Origin of the sequence: Rhodococcus sp. 06-1474-1B, assembly GCF_002258885.1 — a bacterium.
Classification (GTDB): Bacteria; Actinomycetota; Actinomycetes; order Mycobacteriales; family Mycobacteriaceae; genus Rhodococcoides; species Rhodococcoides fascians.
In genome coordinates, this window is record NZ_NOYR01000023.1 from 155,725 (window position 1) to 172,030 (window position 16,306).

At 66.2% G+C, this 16,306-nt stretch carries 15 protein-coding genes; 11 read left to right on the forward strand and 4 right to left on the reverse strand.

Translation table 11 applies throughout. The annotated features are described in order from the left end of the window. Positions 1–67 precede the first annotated feature (67 nt). Complete coding sequence (locus CH266_RS10970; protein WP_027496620.1) at positions 68–829, forward strand: acyltransferase; 762 nt, start codon at positions 68–70, stop codon at positions 827–829. 53 nt (positions 830–882) lie between these two features. On the opposite strand, the gene CH266_RS10975 is transcribed toward CH266_RS10970, so the two are convergent. Genes CH266_RS10975 through CH266_RS10985 form a run of 3 tightly spaced genes read right to left on the reverse strand, consistent with a single transcriptional unit; the run spans position 883 to position 4,505 of the window. Continuing rightward, complete coding sequence (locus CH266_RS10975) at positions 883–2,130, reverse strand: glycosyltransferase family 4 protein (RefSeq protein WP_032372654.1); 1,248 nt, start codon at positions 2,128–2,130, stop codon at positions 883–885. Beyond that, a complete protein-coding gene (locus tag CH266_RS10980) occupies positions 2,131–3,642 on the reverse strand; it encodes a 1,4-alpha-glucan branching protein domain-containing protein (protein ID WP_094715502.1) in 1,512 nt (503 codons plus the stop codon). It lies immediately after the preceding gene. A gap of 23 nt (positions 3,643–3,665) precedes the next feature. Beyond that, entirely contained in the window at positions 3,666–4,505 is an 840-nt protein-coding gene (locus CH266_RS10985; protein ID WP_094715288.1) for a class I SAM-dependent methyltransferase, read from the reverse strand. Positions 4,506–4,678: 173 nt separating this feature from the next. On the opposite strand from CH266_RS10985, the gene CH266_RS10990 reads away from it, so the two are divergent. The 10 genes from CH266_RS10990 to ligA all read left to right on the forward strand — a co-directional run bounded on the left by CH266_RS10990 (position 4,679) and on the right by ligA (position 15,558). Continuing rightward, entirely contained in the window at positions 4,679–5,479 is an 801-nt protein-coding gene (locus CH266_RS10990) for an electron transfer flavoprotein subunit beta/FixA family protein (protein ID WP_027496624.1), read from the forward strand. Between the two features lie 43 nt (positions 5,480–5,522). After that, positions 5,523–6,479: an electron transfer flavoprotein subunit alpha/FixB family protein gene (locus CH266_RS10995; RefSeq protein WP_094715289.1), complete on the forward strand. Its 957-nt coding sequence runs from the start codon at positions 5,523–5,525 to the stop codon at positions 6,477–6,479. Positions 6,480–6,632: 153 nt separating this feature from the next. Then, the gene (locus tag CH266_RS11000) at positions 6,633–7,451 is read left to right on the forward strand and encodes a GNAT family N-acetyltransferase (RefSeq protein WP_094715290.1); all 819 of its coding nucleotides are present in this window, start codon (positions 6,633–6,635) and stop codon (positions 7,449–7,451) included. Next, on the forward strand, positions 7,448–8,377 hold the full coding sequence (locus CH266_RS11005; RefSeq protein ID WP_094715291.1) for a lysophospholipid acyltransferase family protein: 930 nt from the start codon (positions 7,448–7,450) through the stop codon (positions 8,375–8,377). Before CH266_RS11000 ends, CH266_RS11005 begins: the two co-directional genes overlap by 4 nt. A gap of 82 nt (positions 8,378–8,459) precedes the next feature. Further along, on the forward strand, positions 8,460–9,698 hold the full coding sequence (locus CH266_RS11010; RefSeq protein WP_094715292.1) for a cysteine desulfurase family protein: 1,239 nt from the start codon (positions 8,460–8,462) through the stop codon (positions 9,696–9,698). Then, positions 9,698–10,786: a tRNA 2-thiouridine(34) synthase MnmA gene (mnmA, locus tag CH266_RS11015; protein ID WP_094663085.1), complete on the forward strand. Its 1,089-nt coding sequence runs from the start codon at positions 9,698–9,700 to the stop codon at positions 10,784–10,786. The genes CH266_RS11010 and mnmA overlap by 1 nt, the downstream gene beginning before the upstream one ends. Next, entirely contained in the window at positions 10,783–11,802 is a 1,020-nt protein-coding gene (locus tag CH266_RS11020) for a methionine synthase (protein ID WP_094715293.1), read from the forward strand. The genes mnmA and CH266_RS11020 overlap by 4 nt, the downstream gene beginning before the upstream one ends. Positions 11,803–11,957: 155 nt before the next feature. Beyond that, positions 11,958–13,145 (forward strand): GGDEF domain-containing protein, encoded by a 1,188-nt coding sequence (locus tag CH266_RS11025; protein WP_094715294.1) that lies wholly within the window; start codon positions 11,958–11,960, stop codon positions 13,143–13,145. A gap of 25 nt (positions 13,146–13,170) precedes the next feature. Next, positions 13,171–13,353, forward strand: a complete 183-nt coding sequence (locus tag CH266_RS11030) for a hypothetical protein (protein WP_027496631.1) — start codon at positions 13,171–13,173, stop codon at positions 13,351–13,353. A 54-nt stretch (positions 13,354–13,407) separates the two neighbouring features. Continuing rightward, entirely contained in the window at positions 13,408–15,558 is a 2,151-nt protein-coding gene (ligA, locus tag CH266_RS11035) for an NAD-dependent DNA ligase LigA (protein WP_441347047.1), read from the forward strand. A gap of 24 nt (positions 15,559–15,582) precedes the next feature. Here the strand turns inward: ligA and CH266_RS11040 are convergent, their stop codons facing one another. Further along, positions 15,583–16,233, reverse strand: a complete 651-nt coding sequence (locus tag CH266_RS11040; protein WP_027496633.1) for an amino acid-binding protein — start codon at positions 16,231–16,233, stop codon at positions 15,583–15,585. Positions 16,234–16,306 lie beyond the last annotated feature (73 nt).

Below are 16,306 nucleotides of genomic sequence, written 5' to 3' on the forward strand. Positions count from 1 at the left end.
AGACAACACTAGCCCGCTGACGGGTGCCGGCAGAGAGGGGGCGAGCGAGAAACTAGGGTGAACGTCCATGACGAGTATGTGGAACGCGCCGCTGCGAACACGCTGGCGCGGGTCGAGACGACGCGACAGCGAGCAGGCGCGGTTTCTCACGCGGGCGTCCCTCGACTGGGTGCTCGCCAACAAGGCCTACACCCCCTGGTACCTGGTTCGGTATTACCGTCTGGCCAAGTTCAAGCTCGCGAACCCGCACGTGATCCTGCGGGGCATGGTCTTCCTCGGCAAGAACGTCGAGATTCACTCCACCCCTGAACTGTCTCGCCTCGAGATCGGTCGGTGGGTCCACATCGGCGACGGCAATGCCATCCGGTGCCACGAGGGTTCGCTCCGCATCGGAGACAAAGTGGTGTTCGGCAAGGACAACGTCGTCAACACCTACCTCGACATCGAGATCGGCGCGTCGACGCTCGTGGCCGACTGGTGCTACATCTGCGACTTCGACCACCGGATGGACGACGTGAACATGCCCATCAAGGACCAGGGAATCGTCAAGGGCCCGGTCCGAATCGGACCCGACACCTGGATCGCCGCCAAGGTGACGATCCTGCGGGAAACTAGAATCGGGCGAGGCTGCGTCCTCGGTGCTCATGCCGTCGTCAAGGGTGAGATTCCGGACTACAGCATCGCCGTCGGTGCCCCGGCCAAAGTCGTCCGCAATCGCAAGACGGCCTGGGAGGCCGGCGCAGCCGAGCGAGCGAAGTACATCGCGGCACTCGAGGACATTGCGCGCAAGAAGGCTCTCGGTCAGGCCGAGGCGGCGCGGGAGAGCTGAGACCCATGTGAGTGGAACCTCGTAGTGGACTACGAGGTTCCACTCACATGGGGTCAGCTGCGATCGGGCAGGGCGCGTTCGACGATGTGCGGGCGACCCAGCGGATGGCGAACCTTGCGCTTGGCTTCGAGGTACACCCGAGCCGTCGACTCCGCGACGTGCTTCCAGTCGAAGTCGACGGTGAGACGTTCCCGAGCGGCGACGGCTCTCTCCTGCGCCGCATCGGCGTTGTCCAACACCCGCCGCACCGCCGCCGTCAGCGCGGCCACATCACCCGGCGGAAAGGACAGCCCGGTGACGCCGTCGACGATCGCCTCGCCGAGTCCGCCGGCCGTCGATGCCACCAACGGAATGCCTGCTGCCGCGGCCTCGAGGGCGATGATGCCGAAGGGTTCGTACCGGCTGGGAAGGACGATGGCGTCGGCGCCGTGCAGCCATCCGAGCAGATCGGAGTGGTTCAGGTTGCCGAGGAACGACACCGACCTGGCGACGCGGTGGGTGCGTGCCAGACCTGCCAGCCACCCGAACTGAGTGCCTTCGCCGGCGATGTGCAGCGTGGTGCCGGGGTGACTTCGTCTGACGCGTGGCAGAGCGGCTATGGCGTCCTGGATGCCCTTCTCGTATTCCAGACGACCGACGAACAGCAATTTCGCGGGCTCGGAGCGGGGCTGTCGGCGTCGGAAACTCCACGCGGATCCGTCGATGCCGTTGTGAATGACCGAGACCGTCGACTCGGCGACGTCGAACAGGGCTGTGACCTCGTCCTTCATCGACGCCGAGCACGCGATGATCGCATCGGAATCGTTCGCGAGCCACCATTCGATCGAATGGACCTGGCGGTTGACGGTGCCCGAGATCCAGCCGCTGTGTCGTCCGGCCTCGGTGGCATGGATGGTCGAGACCAGCGGGACGTCGTAGAACTCGGCCAGAGCGATGGCCGGGTGCGCGACCAGCCAGTCGTGGGCGTGGACGACATCGGGCTGCCAGCCGTCGCCGAGGCCGGGTTTACCGAGGGCGACCCCTGCCCGCACCATGGCGTGCCCCATCGCCAGAGTCCACGCGAGCATGTCCTCTCCGAACACGAAGTGCGCCGGATCCTCGGCGACGGCGACCACCAATACGCCGTCCTCGATGTGGTGGGAGGTGGGATGGGTGGACGCGTCGGTGCCGGTGGGTCGGCGAGAGAGAACGACGACCTCGTGCCCGCAGCGCACCAGCTCGGTCGCCAGGTGATGAACGTGGCGACCCAGCCCGCCGACCACCACGGGTGGGTACTCCCACGACACCATCAGAACTCTCATCTACGCCCCCCCTGGGCCTTCTCGGCGTGCATCGGGCAGTCTGCGTGCGTCCAGCGCCGCGAACAGTCCGTCTGCGTGATTCCACTGCCGCGCCAATTCTTCTGCTCGGGCCGGGTGCTGCTGCGCGGCAGCGATTTCACGCAGCGCATGTGCGTGGACGTGAGCTCGCTCTCGGGCGTATCCGGCTGCGGAGTCCTTGCTGACCATGAACGCCCAGTCGCTGGCCACGGCCATGAGTGTCTCACGCAGAATCTGATCGTCGACTCGATTGCGCAGTTCGGGGCCACCCGCCCGGCTTCGGACGGCACGGGAGGCGTCGACGGCATCGAGCGCGGTCCGGGACACCTCGGCGTTGAGCTTCACCAGGTCGGCGACGTCGTCGCCCGCCCACACGCGCCAGTCCTTGCCCGATCCCCAGGAAGAATCCTGCAGTTCGAGTGGGGCTCCGACGTATCCCCGTTCCCGGGCATCGTTCAGCGTTCCGACGGTGACTCCCGCGGCGGGCAGGGCGCGCATCAACTTCTCGAGCCACTGTGGCCCCTCGTGCCACCAGTGTCCGAACAGTTCGGTGTCGAACGCGGCCACCACCACGGCATCGCGGCCGATCCGCTCGGATTCGGAGATCAAGCGCCGACGCACCACGTCGACGAAGTCGGCGACGTGACGGTCCACTGCTGCCGCGGCACGCTCGGGTTCGTAGGGAGCCTTGTCGTTCGAGTCGACGGTGCGGCCGGTGACCCGGGCCGGTTTGAGTCCGGTCGCGTGGTCGTAGGTGTGGAAATCTCGGTAGGCACCGTGGCCCGGGTAGCCGGACTTCGGTGACCAGACGCGGTAGCTGACCGGGAGGTCGCGCCCGAACGCGACGACGTCCGAATCCCACACGGGCCGGCCGAGGGAGGTGTCGCCCCGCATGGCGGGGCCGTCGACCATGAAGTGCGAGACGCCGGCGGCCGCGTATTCGGTTTCCATTCCGGGGGTGAATCCGCATTCCGGTGCCCAGATACCGCGGGGCGTGGTGCCCCATCGGGCGGCGGCGTCGCGTAGGCCCTCGCTGAGGGAGAACCGCCGCAGTCTTTCGTCGAGCAACGGTTGGAACGGGTGCGCGAGCGGCCCACCCAGCAGTTCGACGATGCCCGTGTCGATCAGCGGACGAAGTACTGCCGAGCTGCCGTGTCGCCATCGCGTCTCGAAGCGGTCCAGAGCTGCGGCGGATGCCCGGTGTTCGCGTATCGAGAGCGCGGGGTCGGTTGCCTCGTGCGCGCGTAGCTGCCAGTTTCCGAGCCAATGGTGCATGCCGGCCAGGCAATGTGGATCGTCGAGCTGGGCCGCGAGTACCGGGGTGACGCCGAGCGAGAGGACGTCGGCGTAACCGTCGTCGGCCAGCCGTTCCAGTGCCGCGGTCAGTGGGAGGTAGCAGTCGGCCCAGGACTGGTACAGCCATTCCTCGCCGACGGGCCACCTGCCGTGATTGGCCAACCAGGGCAGGTGGGAGTGCAGCACGAGGGAGAACATGCCCGGCACGGTGGCACCGGATGTCACCCGATCACCGCAGCCGAGCTCTTTCGGGCGACGGCGACCAGGTCGAGGCTGTCGTCGATTCGATCGGCCGCGATGTCGAAGTCGGCGATGGTGATCGCGGCGACGTCCTCGGCGAGTTCGGCAGGCCAGGGTTCACCGGCGAGTGCTCGTTCGATCTGCGCGTCGATGAAGGATCCGCCGTGTTTGGCGTCGAGGGCGGCCAGCGTGCTGCCGTGCCGGACTCCGGTGAGTTCGGTGACCTCGAGGCGGGCGGCGACGAGCAACTCGGTCAGTTCTGCCGCGTCGAGTTCGCGGGTGTGGAAGGGGTTGAGGGGAGTGTCGCGTCCGGGCGAGAAGGTGATGCGGTTCGGTGTGCTGATCAGCAGCGTGCCGCCGGGCTCGAGGACGCGGTGCACTTCGGCCAGGAACGCTCCTTGATCCCAGAGGTGTTCGATGACCTGGAAGTTGACGACGACGCCGACCGAGGAATCCGCGAACGGAAGGCGGTCGAGATTGCCGCGCACCATCGTCACCGCGGGGTAGCGCGCGTGGACGTGCGTCGCGGCCGAGACGTCGTAGTCGAGGCCGACGACGTAGGCCGCAACCTCGGCAATCATGTTGGCTCCGTAGCCTTCTCCCGATCCGGCTTCGAGCACCGTGCGGTCGCGGCACCGCTCTGCGAGGGCGCGGTAGACCACCTCGTGACGGCGGAACCAGTAGTTCTCCTCGGCGATGCCGGGCACAGTTCGCTCGCCGGTGAGGGGGAGTGGTTCCGGTGCCGGTGTCCGAGCCGATGAATCGTTCACCGACGGAAGGTTAGTGCCTCCGGCGATGAGGTAAGCCAACGTGGTCTCCATAACGGTCGGGGTGCGGATGTATGGTCGATCGGGCAGGGAGGTAAGTTACCCACCAGTAACTACGGTGGGGTAACCTGGTAGCAGAACGTAGAACTGCACCAACCGTTCGACTTGCAGCAACCGTTAGAACACTCACGATCAGCAGAACATGACCAGGAGGTCGACGCAGACCCATGACGAACATCGTTGTTTTGATCAAGCAGGTTCCAGACACATGGTCCGAGCGCAAGCTCAGCGACGGTGACTACACCCTCGATCGCGAGGCTGCAGACGCCGTCCTCGACGAGATCAACGAGCGGGCCGTCGAAGAAGCCCTGCTCATCAAGGAAGCTCAGGGCGGTGAGGTCAAGGTTCTGTCCGCAGGCCCCGATCGCGCCACCGACGCGATCCGCAAGGCTCTGTCGATGGGCGCGGACAGCGCGGTACACCTCAACGACCCGAGCCTGCACGGCTCCGACGCTATCCAGACCGGGTACGCCCTGGCTGCGGCACTGGGCAACGTCGCGTTCGAGAACGACGAGCCTGCCGATCTCATCATCGCGGGTAACGAGGCCACCGACGGCCGCACCGGCGCAGTTCCGGCGATCATCGCCGAATACCTGCAGATCCCGGCCCTGACGCAGCTGCGCAAGCTGTCCGTCGCAGACGGCAAGGTCACCGGCGAGCGCGAGACCGACGAGGGCATCTTCGGACTCGAAGCCACGCTGCCCGCCATCGTGAGCGTCACCGAGAAGATCAACGAGCCTCGGTTCCCGTCGTTCAAGGGAATCATGGCCGCCAAGAAGAAGACGGTGCAGACCATCACTCTGGCCGACATCGGTGTCGAGGACGGCATTGTCGGCGTCGACAACGCCGGAACGACGGTCACCTCGTCCACTCCCAAGCCTCCCAAGACTGCCGGCGAGCGGCTCACCGACGAGGGCGACGGCGGCGACAAGATCGCCACCTACCTCGTAGGCCAGAAGATCATCTGATCCCGCCCCACCGAGCAATCGAAGACCAACGAGGAGCAAAGTCATGGCAGAAGTACTCGTGCTCGTGGAGCACGTCGAAGGAACACTGAAGAAGGTCAGCTCCGAGCTGATCACCGCGGCCCGCGCACTGGGTGAGCCGTCCGCGGTCGTCACCGGCCCGGTCGGTACCGCCGACAAGGTCGCCAACGCATTGACCGAGGCCGGTGCCGAGAAAATCTACGTCGCCGAGTCCGACGACGTCGACGGTTTTCTCGTCACGCCGAAGGTCGACGTCCTGTCGTCCCTCGCCGAGTCGGTCTCGCCTGCGGCGATCATCACCGCAGCGACGATCGAGGGCAAGGAAGTTGCCGGCCGCCTCGCCGCCCGTCTGGGCTCGGGCTACCACAACGACGTCGTCGCGATCAACGGCGACGGCAGTGCCGTCTACTCCATCTTCGGTGGTGCGTTCACCGTCGAGGCCAAGGCCAACGGCGACGTCCCCGTCCTCTCGCTGCGCCCCGGCGCAGTCGAGGCAGAGCCGAAGGCCGGAGCGGGAACCCGCGAGACCGTCGAGGTCCCGGCGCAGGAAGAGGGCACCGTCAAGGTCACCTCGCGTGACCCGATCGTCGGCGGCGACCGTCCGGAACTGACCGAAGCGACGGTCGTCGTCTCCGGTGGACGTGGCGTCGGCAGCGCCGACAAGTTCACCGTCGTCGAGGATCTGGCAGATTCGCTGGGTGCCGCAGTGGGTGCCTCGCGTGCCGCCGTGGACTCCGGTTACTACCCGGGCCAGTTCCAGGTGGGCCAGACGGGCAAGACCGTCTCCCCGCAGCTGTACGTCGCACTGGGCATTTCCGGAGCCATCCAGCACCGTGCCGGCATGCAGACCTCGAAGACCATCGTCGCGGTGAACAAGGACGAGGAAGCACCCATCTTCGAGATCGCCGACTACGGCATCGTCGGTGACCTGTTCAACGTCGCGCCTCAGCTGACCGAGGCCGTCAAGAAGCACAAGGGATAGCCTCTCGGCGAAAATCTCTGCTCGACGGGCCCTCATCGCGATTGCGGTGGGGGCCCGTCGCGTTTCGACTGGCGCAATCGTGTTCATGCAAACTCTTCCGACACTTCTCCTCGGCGATGCCCGGTAGTCTTCCCCGCTCGTTAGACACACCTCATGACCACTTCCGTCATGAGCTCGACTGCATCGATCGTCCCGGCCACCGACCGCTATTCGCTCGTGTTGTCCACCGACCCCGAACACCGACTCGCGGCGCAGCGCCTGCGCTACGACGTGTTCGCCTCCGAGCCCGGCTTTGCCATACCCACCGACACGGACGGTCTGGACGCCGACCGGTTCGACGATTTCTGCGACCACCTTCTCGTTCGCGACCAGTGGACCGACACGTTCGTCGGTTGCTATCGCATGTTGCCGCCGCAGGCCGCGGTGTCGGCAGGCGGCTATTACACCGCAACCGAATTCGACATCTCCGCGCTCGATCCCGTCGGGATGAACATCGTCGAAATGGGTAGGGCGGCTGTGCATCCCGACCACCGATCGGGGTCGGTCCTCGGCCTGATGTGGGCGGGAATCCTGCACTACCTCGACGTGACGGGGTACGAGTGGGTGATGGGTTGCGTGTCGGTTCCGATGCAATCGGCTCCCGAGGAAGCGGTCGGGGCCAACGTGCGTGGTGTTCGCGACCGGCTGTTGGATCGACACGCGACAGCGGTCGACAGGCGGGTCGTGCCCTACCACCCCGTGGTCGTCGACGGCGTCGATCTCCTCGACATTCCGGCGGCGAAGCGAACGTCCATGCCGCCGTTGATGAACGGTTACCTCCGGCTCGGTGCCTCCATCTGCGGTGAGCCCGCCCACGACCCGGAATTCGCAGTGGCGGATTTCGTCGCGCTCCTCGGCCTGCACGAGGCCAACACCAGGTATCTGGACCGTCTTCGTTCTGCAGCAACGACATTCGAGTCGGGTGCCCGATGACGCAACCCCTGGTTCGCGCACACGCCTGGATGCCGTCCTCGCCGTGCAGTGACGGGTGTCTGCCGAAGAATCCGCCCACGGTGCGTCGAATCGTCCTCGTTCTGCGCATCGTTGCGGCGATCGCGGCCTTCGCGCTGTTGCCGCTGTTGGTCGTCCTGGGGGTGCCCCTTCCCCGGGTTCGGCATGCATTGACGCGGCTGGGCGCTCGGATGCTGTTATCGGCCATCGGCATCGATCTCACCGTGCTCGATACACGCTCGGAGCGGGAGCGGTCGCGTACGGCAGGTGGTGCCCTGCACGTTTCCGGACACATTTCGTGGACCGACGTCGTCGTCCTCACGGCAGTGCGCCCGTCGACGTTCGTTGCGCGAGCCGATCTGGTGGACTGGCCGCTACTCGGGCGACTGGCCCGGGCCATGAAGGTGCTTCCCATCGATCGCGCACGACTGCGTGAGCTCCCGGCCGTTGTCGACCAGGTTGCCGACCGAATCCGCGCAGGCGCTTCGGTCGTCGTGTTCCCCGAGGCCACCACGTGGTGTGGGTTGGCCTACGGATCGCTTCGCCCGGCCCTGTTGCAAGCTGCCATCGATTCCGAGACGTGGGTGCAGCCCATCCGGCTGCGCTATCTCGATCGACACGGCGAACCGACCACCGCGACGTGCTTCGTCGGAGACGAGACGATCGGAGCGTCGATCGGCCGCATCTTCCGGCTCGCCGGACTGCGTGCCGAGGTCGAGTTCACCGCCCCGGAAGCGCCCGGCGGCGATCGACACGACCTCGCGCGGCGCTGCGAGGTGGCGATTCGACGCGACGACGGAGTGGAGCCTGCGGAACGACCCCGGAAGGACGTCTACGACCCGACGGTGCACGAGGTGATGGCCGAAGCCGAGCGAAGCCCCAGCGCGCCGACGGTTGCAGCCGCCTGATCCACAGCTGAACCGGGCGACCGTGGACCCACCTCGCGCAGGTAGGTCCGCGGTCGCTCGACCGGGTATCGTCGAGCGCGTTATGCCTTCTGTGCGCAGTACGCCTGCCCCCACCCCGCCGCAGCCATCGGTGTACCTCGATCACGCCGCGACCACCCCCATGTTGCCGTGTGCGATCGAGGCGATGAACTCCGTGTTCGGCACCGTCGGGAACGCATCGTCGCTGCACACCTCGGGCCGGTCCGCCCGTCGCCGGGTCGAGGAATCTCGCGAGTCGATCGCCGCGGACCTCGGTGCGCGCCCGTCCGAGGTGATCTTCACCTCCGGTGGTACCGAAAGCGACAATCTCGCCGTCAAGGGCATCTTTTCGGCCCGTCGAGACTCGAACGCCGCACTGACCAGGATCATCGCCAGCTCGGTGGAGCATCACGCCGTGCTCGACGCGGTGGAGTGGCTCGTCGCGCACGAAGGGGCGAGTGTCACCTGGCTCCCGGTCGACGACGAGGGCCGGGTCACCCCCGATGTGCTGCGCGCCGAGCTGGCTCTGCACGCAGACGAGACCGCGCTGGTGACGGTCATGTGGGCCAACAACGAGATCGGCACCGTCATGCCGATCGCCGAACTCGCAGCGGTGGCCGCGGAGTACGGCGTTCCGATGCACAGCGACGCCGTGCAGGCCGTACCGCACCTACCAGTGGGATTCGCCGACAGCGGTCTGTCCGCCCTGAGTATCGCCGCGCACAAGTTCGGGGGCCCACAGGGCGTCGGAGCCCTGTTGTTGGGCCGCCAGGTCCCGTGCGTGCCGCTGTTCCACGGTGGTGGACACGAACGTGACGTCCGGTCCGGCACGCCCGACACGGCCGGCGTCGTCGCGATGGCGGCCGCACTGCGCTCGACGGTGCAGAATCTGTCGCTGCACGGGGAACGAACTCGCGCGTTGCGTGATCGACTCATCACCGGGGTTCGCGAGGTGGTGCCCGACGCAATCCTCAACGGCCCGGAGGGCGACGGGCGGCTCGCCGGAAACGTGCACTTCACCTTCCCCGGGTGCGAGGGGGATTCGCTGTTGATGCTTCTCGACGCCGCGGGCATAGAATGTTCGACGGGATCCGCCTGCACGGCGGGTGTGGCGAGCGCGAGCCATGTTCTGATCGCGCTCGGGTGCGATCCGGGCGTGGCCCGCGGATCCCTGCGGTTCTCGTTGGGAACCGGCTCGTCCGATTCGGACATCACCACTGTGCTTGCGGCCCTGCCGCAGGTCGTCGAACGTGCTCGTGCCGCCGGACTTGCCGGCGTCGGAGCTCGAGGAGGAAATCGCTGATGCGTGTTCTTGCTGCCATGAGCGGGGGAGTCGACTCCGCAGTCGCCGCGGCTCGAGCCGTCGACGAGGGGCACGACGTCGTGGGCGTTCACCTGGCGCTGTCCACCGCTCCCGGGGCGCTGCGGACCGGCTCTCGCGGGTGCTGCTCGAAAGAAGACGCCGGGGATGCACGCCGAGCTGCCGACGTCCTCGGAATACCGTTCTACGTCTGGGACTTCGCGGATCGGTTCAAAGAAGACGTCATCGACGACTTCGTCGCCTCGTACGCCGCGGGGGAGACTCCGAACCCGTGCCTGCGTTGCAACGAGAAGATCAAGTTCTCCGCGCTCGCGGACCGCGCGTTGGCACTGGGCTTCGACGCCGTCGCGACCGGGCACTACGCGCAACTGCACGACGGAGTTCTGCGGCGTGCGGTGGACGCCGACAAGGATCAGTCCTACGTGCTGGCCGTCCTGAACCGAGGACAGCTTTCGCGTGCGATGTTCCCCATCGGCGACACCCCCAAGTCCGAGATTCGCGAGGAAGCAGCCGAGCGGGGTCTCGCCGTCGCCGACAAGCCGGACAGTCACGACATCTGCTTCATTCCCTCGGGCGACACCCGGGCCTTCCTCGGCGCACACATCGGTGTTCGTCCCGGCAAGGTCGTCGACTCCGAGACCGGAGCCGAGTTGGCGGACCACGACGGTGTGCACGGCTTCACCATCGGCCAGCGTAAGGGTCTCGGGGTGGAAGGACCGGCCGTGGACGGCCGTCCGCGCTACGTCACCTCGATCGAACCGGACACCGGCACCGTCATGGTCGGTTCGGCGCAGAAGCTCGACGTCTGGTCCATCACCGGAGACCGCGCTGTGTGGACCGAGGGCACCGCGCCCACCGGGCCCATCGAATGCGTCGTACAGGTTCGGGCGCACGGCGGGCTGACCGACGCGGTTGCCGAGTCCGTCGGCGACGGGATGGAGATCCAGCTCCGGGCACCCTTGACCGGTGTCGCCAAAGGGCAGGCAGCGGTGTTGTACCGCAAGGACATTCACGGTGACATCGTGATCGGCAGCTCGACCATCTCGGGCACCCGATCCGAGCGCGAGTGACCCCGAGCACGTTCGGAGGGCTGGCGACCGGCATAGGTTCGTGGCCCGGCACCGACGTTCGTGAGGCCGTCGCCATCGTCCTCGGCGAGCTGGGTGAACTGCCGCACGTGGTCGAACTGCCCGGGCGCGGGCTCGGTGCCGACATGATCGGCCGCACCGGAGCCATCATGGTCGACGTCGAACTCGACGTCCGGACGTCGGGCTACCGCGTCGTACCGCGTCCGATGCTGGCCGGTCGCCGTGCGACCGATTTTCTCACCGAGGATCTCGACGTGCTCGAGGAACTGTGGGAGGTCGCGGGACTACGCGGTACCGGCCGGACCATCAAGGTGCAGGCTGCAGGACCGTTCACCATGGCCGCGCAGGTCGAATTGCGGCACGGACACCGTGCGCTGACCGACCGCGGCGCTCTACGGCACTTCGCGGAATCCCTCGGCGAGGGGCTGCGTCTGCACTGCGCAGAAGTGGCACGCAGACTTTCGGCGAACGTGGTGGTCCAACTCGACGAACCCAGTCTCGCCGCCGTTCTCGCGGGCAGTCTGACCGGGATCACCGGTATCGACTCGGTGCGCGCGATCCCGGAACCGGAGGTTCTGGACCTGCTCGACTCACTGATCGACACCATCGCGTTACCGGTCGCTGTGCACTGCTGTGACGGGGGAGCTCCCGTCGATCTGCTGCGCCGAACCCGAGCCGTCGCGGTGGCCGTGGATGCACACGAGCTGCGCCGAACCGACCTCGATGCGCTGGGAGAGCTGCTCCAGGCCGGCAAGACCCTCGTACTGGGATCGGTGCCGTCGGCAACCCCGGACCGACCACCCTTGTGGCGCGAGTGCGCCGAGCCCGGTGTGAAGTTGGTCGACAGCCTCGGCTTCGATCGTTCGATACTCGCTTCGCAGGTGTCGGTGACGCCGTCCTGCGGCTTGGCCGGAAGCACGCCCGAGTGGGCTCGTCGAGCAACGGCTCTCACCCACGAGGTTGTCGCGGCCTATCGGGACGCACCCGAATCGTTGTGACCACGGACCGGGACATTGTGACGAAGCACAGTGTGCCGAGTCGGAATGCCTGGAGCGTCCTGCGGCTCCGTCCCGGGTCGTTCGGGACGTACAACAGGTGTGACATCATTCACACGGCCGTCGGGGGTCTGCTTTGAATCGGTGGGAGTTCGTACATGGCATCAGGTGGTCGCGGCTTCGATGAAGTCGCCTCCCTCCGACGTTCCGGCCGGCATCGACGCGGAGTTCTGGCCAAACTCGCCGCCGCCACGTCGGATTGGTACCGGGCTCCGCACGACTTCGAATGGATCATCAACCACCGGTCCACTCGTCCACTGACGGGAATCATCCGGGTCGTCTTCGGCACCGCCGTCCTGATGTATGCCCTCACGTCGATTCTCATGTTGTTCAGCGATCTCGGCCCCACCGGCTCGCCGGCAATCGGGTGGGTCTTCTTCGTCCTGTTCACGCAGGTACTCGTTGCCGCACGGTGCGTGTTCGGCCCGATCCCCGGGAAGAAGTTCTTCGTCGGGTTCCTGGCGTTCGGTGACATTCTGACCACCTCGGTGCTGGTGTTGTACGCGCCGGTCGCGTCCCTGATCGGAACTGTGCTGTTCGCCGTCACCGGAGCGTTCTGTACGTATTTCCTCAGCCCTCGATTGCTCGTCGCCCACCTGGTGTGGACGGCGACGTTCATCATCGGCTTCGGTATTCGCACGTTCCTCGCTGTGATGGACGGCGAGGTGATTGCCGTCGACGGACCGGCGGTCGCGACGGCGACGGTGGTGCTGTTGCTGGCAACGGTGGCGGTACCGGTGTTCGCGCAGGTGGCGTGGACGACGTTGTCCAACGACGCCAAGCGGTCGGTACTCGATCCTCTGACCGGGGTGTACAACCGCCGCGGTATCGACAGTGAACTGCTCGACCTGTGGCAGCTCGCGAACAAACGCGGACTGTCGATGGCGTTCCTGGTGGTCGACATCGACAAGTTCAAGGCCGTCAACGACCGCTACGGCCACAGCCGGGGCGACGAGGTCATCGTCCGGGTCGCGGATCGGTTGCGCAGACTCGCCCGCCACCACGGCGGAGTGCTCGCGCGAACCGGTGGCGAAGAATTTCTGCTGGCCGTCGTCGGACATGCGCAGAGTACCGTCGACCTCGGCGTCGATGTGGTGCGCGTGCTGTGCGACCATCGGGACGATATTCCGGTCACGGCGAGCGTCGGTATGGCACTGCTGCGTGAGGACTCCGCGCTGTGGGACGTGGGCACCTCCGTCGTGGGACGAGCAGCTCGCACGGCGGACGCGGCGATGTACCGGTCCAAGCAGTCCGGCGGGAACAGTGTGGTCGTCGACGAGATCTGACACGGGGATCTGCGATGATCGAGACATGTATCGACTCTCGGACGCCCAGCGGCGCGGTCTGCCCGCCGGTGTCCTGCTCTCGGTGATGGCCTCCGTCCTCGGCGGTATCTACTCCGATGACTTTTTGACCGGATTCGCGCTGACTGCCGGAATCTGCGCGGTGGCGTTGATCGCCGCCACCCTGCTGCTGGGCCTGATGGGCAGATAGCCTTCCGGACGCAGGATCGTTTCGATGTCGGTGCCGTCGGATAATCTTCGTCACGTGCCTGAGCCGACCGAACTGCCTGCAGGAACCGACGATGCCGCCGAGGCTGCCGGAGTCGAACTCGATCCTGCTACCCCTGCCGACCGCGAGCGGTGGCAGACACTGGCCGAGGAAGTACGTGGACATCAATTCCGCTACTACGTACGTGATTCGCCCATCGTCTCGGACGGTGAATTCGATGCTCTGCTGCGCGAACTGAACGATCTCGAGCAAGCCCACCCGGACCTGCGTACGGCCGACTCACCGACCCAACTCGTGGGCGGTGGTTTCGCGACGGAGTTCACCGCCGTCGACCATCTGGAACGAATGCTTAGCTTGGACAACGTGTTCGATCACGACGAGCTCCGTGCGTGGGCCAAGCGGGTCGAGACCGAGTCCGGTCCGGATCTGCACTACCTGTGCGAAGTCAAGATCGACGGTGTGGCGTTGAACCTGGTGTACGAGAACGGAACTCTCGTGCGCGGTGCGACCCGAGGTGACGGGCGGACCGGCGAGGACGTCACGCTCAATGCTCGGACGATCGACGACATCCCCGATACCTTGACCGGCAGCGCCGAATATCCGATTCCGGAGCTGCTCGAGGTGCGCGGTGAGGTGTTCTTCCGGCTCGAGGACTTCCAAGCGCTCAACGCGGCGCTCGTCGAAGAGGGCAAACCCCCGTTCGCCAATCCACGGAACTCGGCGGCGGGCTCGCTGCGCCAAAAGAACCCGGCCGTGACCTCGAAGCGGCGTCTCGGCATGATCTGTCACGGATTCGGACGGATGGTCGGGTTCACCCCCGATTCGCAGTGGCACGCCTACGAGGCTCTGCAGGCGTGGGGTCTGCCGATCTCGACCCACACGACGCGCGTGCAGGGCATCGATGCCGTCGTCGAGAAGGTCGAGTACTGGGACAAGCACCGCCACGACGTCGAGCACGAGATCGACGGCCTAGTGGTCAAGATCGACGAGATGTCGTTGCACCGTCGGCTCGGAACGACGTCGCGAGCACCGCGGTGGGCCATCGCGTACAAATACCCACCTGAGGAAGTCACCACCACCCTGCTGGACATTCGCGTCAGTGTCGGCCGAACCGGTCGAGTGACTCCGTTCGCGTACATGACGCCGGTGCTCGTCGCGGGGTCCACGGTGTCTCTCGCGACCCTGCACAACGCGTCGGAGGTCAAGCGCAAGGGTGTTCTGATCGGTGACACCGTCACGATTCGCAAAGCGGGAGAGGTCATTCCGGAGGTGCTCGGCCCGGTCGTCGACGCCAGGACCGGCGACGAGACCGAATTCGTCATGCCCACCGAATGCCCGGAATGCTCGACGCCGTTGGCACCGGCGAAGGACGGCGACGCGGACCTGCGCTGCCCCAATTCGCAGTTCTGCCCGGCGCAACGCCGTGAGCGTGTGTTCTTCGTGGCCGAACGGCAGCGTTTCGACATCGAGGGTCTCGGATACGAAGCGGCGACGGATCTTCTGGCCACCGGTGCGATCGAGGACGAGGGCGATTTGTTCTCGCTCACCGAAGAAGACCTGATGAAGACGGCGATCTTCCGCACGAAATCGGGCGCATTGTCGGCCACCGGTCGCAAACTGCTCGACAATCTGTCCTCCGCCAAGAATCAGCCTCTGTGGCGAGTGCTGGTCAGCCTGTCCATTCGCCACGTCGGCCCCTCCGCTGCACGAGCCCTCGCCGGAGAATTCGGCAGCCTCGAGCGCATCGAAGCAGCGTCCGTCGAGGAGTTGTCGGCGGTGGACGGGGTAGGCGGCACCATCGCGGCTGCTGTGTCCGAATGGTTCGAGGTCGACTGGCACCGAGCCATCGTGGAGAAGTGGCGGAATGCCGGTGTCTCGATGGAGGACGAGCGAGACGCCTCCATCGAGCGCAATCTGGAAGGCCTGTCGATCGTCGTCACCGGTTCGCTCGAGTCCTACTCGCGCGACGAGGCCAAAGAAGCGATCTTGCTGCGGGGCGGAAAGGCCGCCGGTTCGGTGTCGAAGAAGACGGCATTCGTCGTCGTCGGTGAATCGCCCGGTTCGAAGCACGACAAGGCCGTCGAACTCGGCGTACCGGTCCTGGACGAGGCAGGGTTCACGCGTCTGTTGACCGAAGGCCCGGACGCAGTGTCGGAGCCGCCGACGGATACCGACGCGTCGCAGTAGGGGAGACCGGGCGAAATCCGGTGATCAGGTCAGGACGGTTGCGACGATCCCGGCGAGATAACCGAGCCGGGCTACCTCCGACGGCCTGAACTCGGGCCCTCCCGGCCGACCGAGCATCAGCACGGTGCCGGTGGTGCCGAGGGGAGCGGCAGCGATCTTGGTGTCCATGTCCCGCCACACCTGAGGTACCCAGTCTGCGTCGGAGTCGAGTGCAGCGGGAGAGGTCAACGGGAACCAGGGCAGTTCGGCGGCGTGTGTTTCGGGTGCGCCCGGGCTACCGACCAGGCGGAACGGACCGTGCGCGTTGGTGGCCACCACGGTGCTCCAGCCCACGCGCAGAACGCGGGGAGCGCCGTCGACCAGAACTTGCAGACGGTCGTCGGATGCCGCTGCGACCCGGTCGATCAGTTCCAGTTCGCGATGGGTGTCGAGAACGCCGGTGTACGGGCGGATCGAGTCGACGCGGACGTCGGTGAGGTTCTCGGCTGCAGTGATCAGTGTGTCGGGAAGCGAACCGGGCGCAACGTCGACCACCAGGTCGTCGACCGCGTAGCCGTCGCCGCGTTCGATGACGTCGAGCGAGAGGATGTCCGCTCCGACCGAGCCGAGGGCCACGGCCAGCGATCCGAGGCTGCCCGGCCGGTCGGGCAGCTGCACGCGGAGCAGGTAGGACATGGCACGCTCCCTTTCGACGTCTGGCGTAGTTCAGGGAACACTGTGCACCCCCGGCGCGAGCAATCTTTGCATC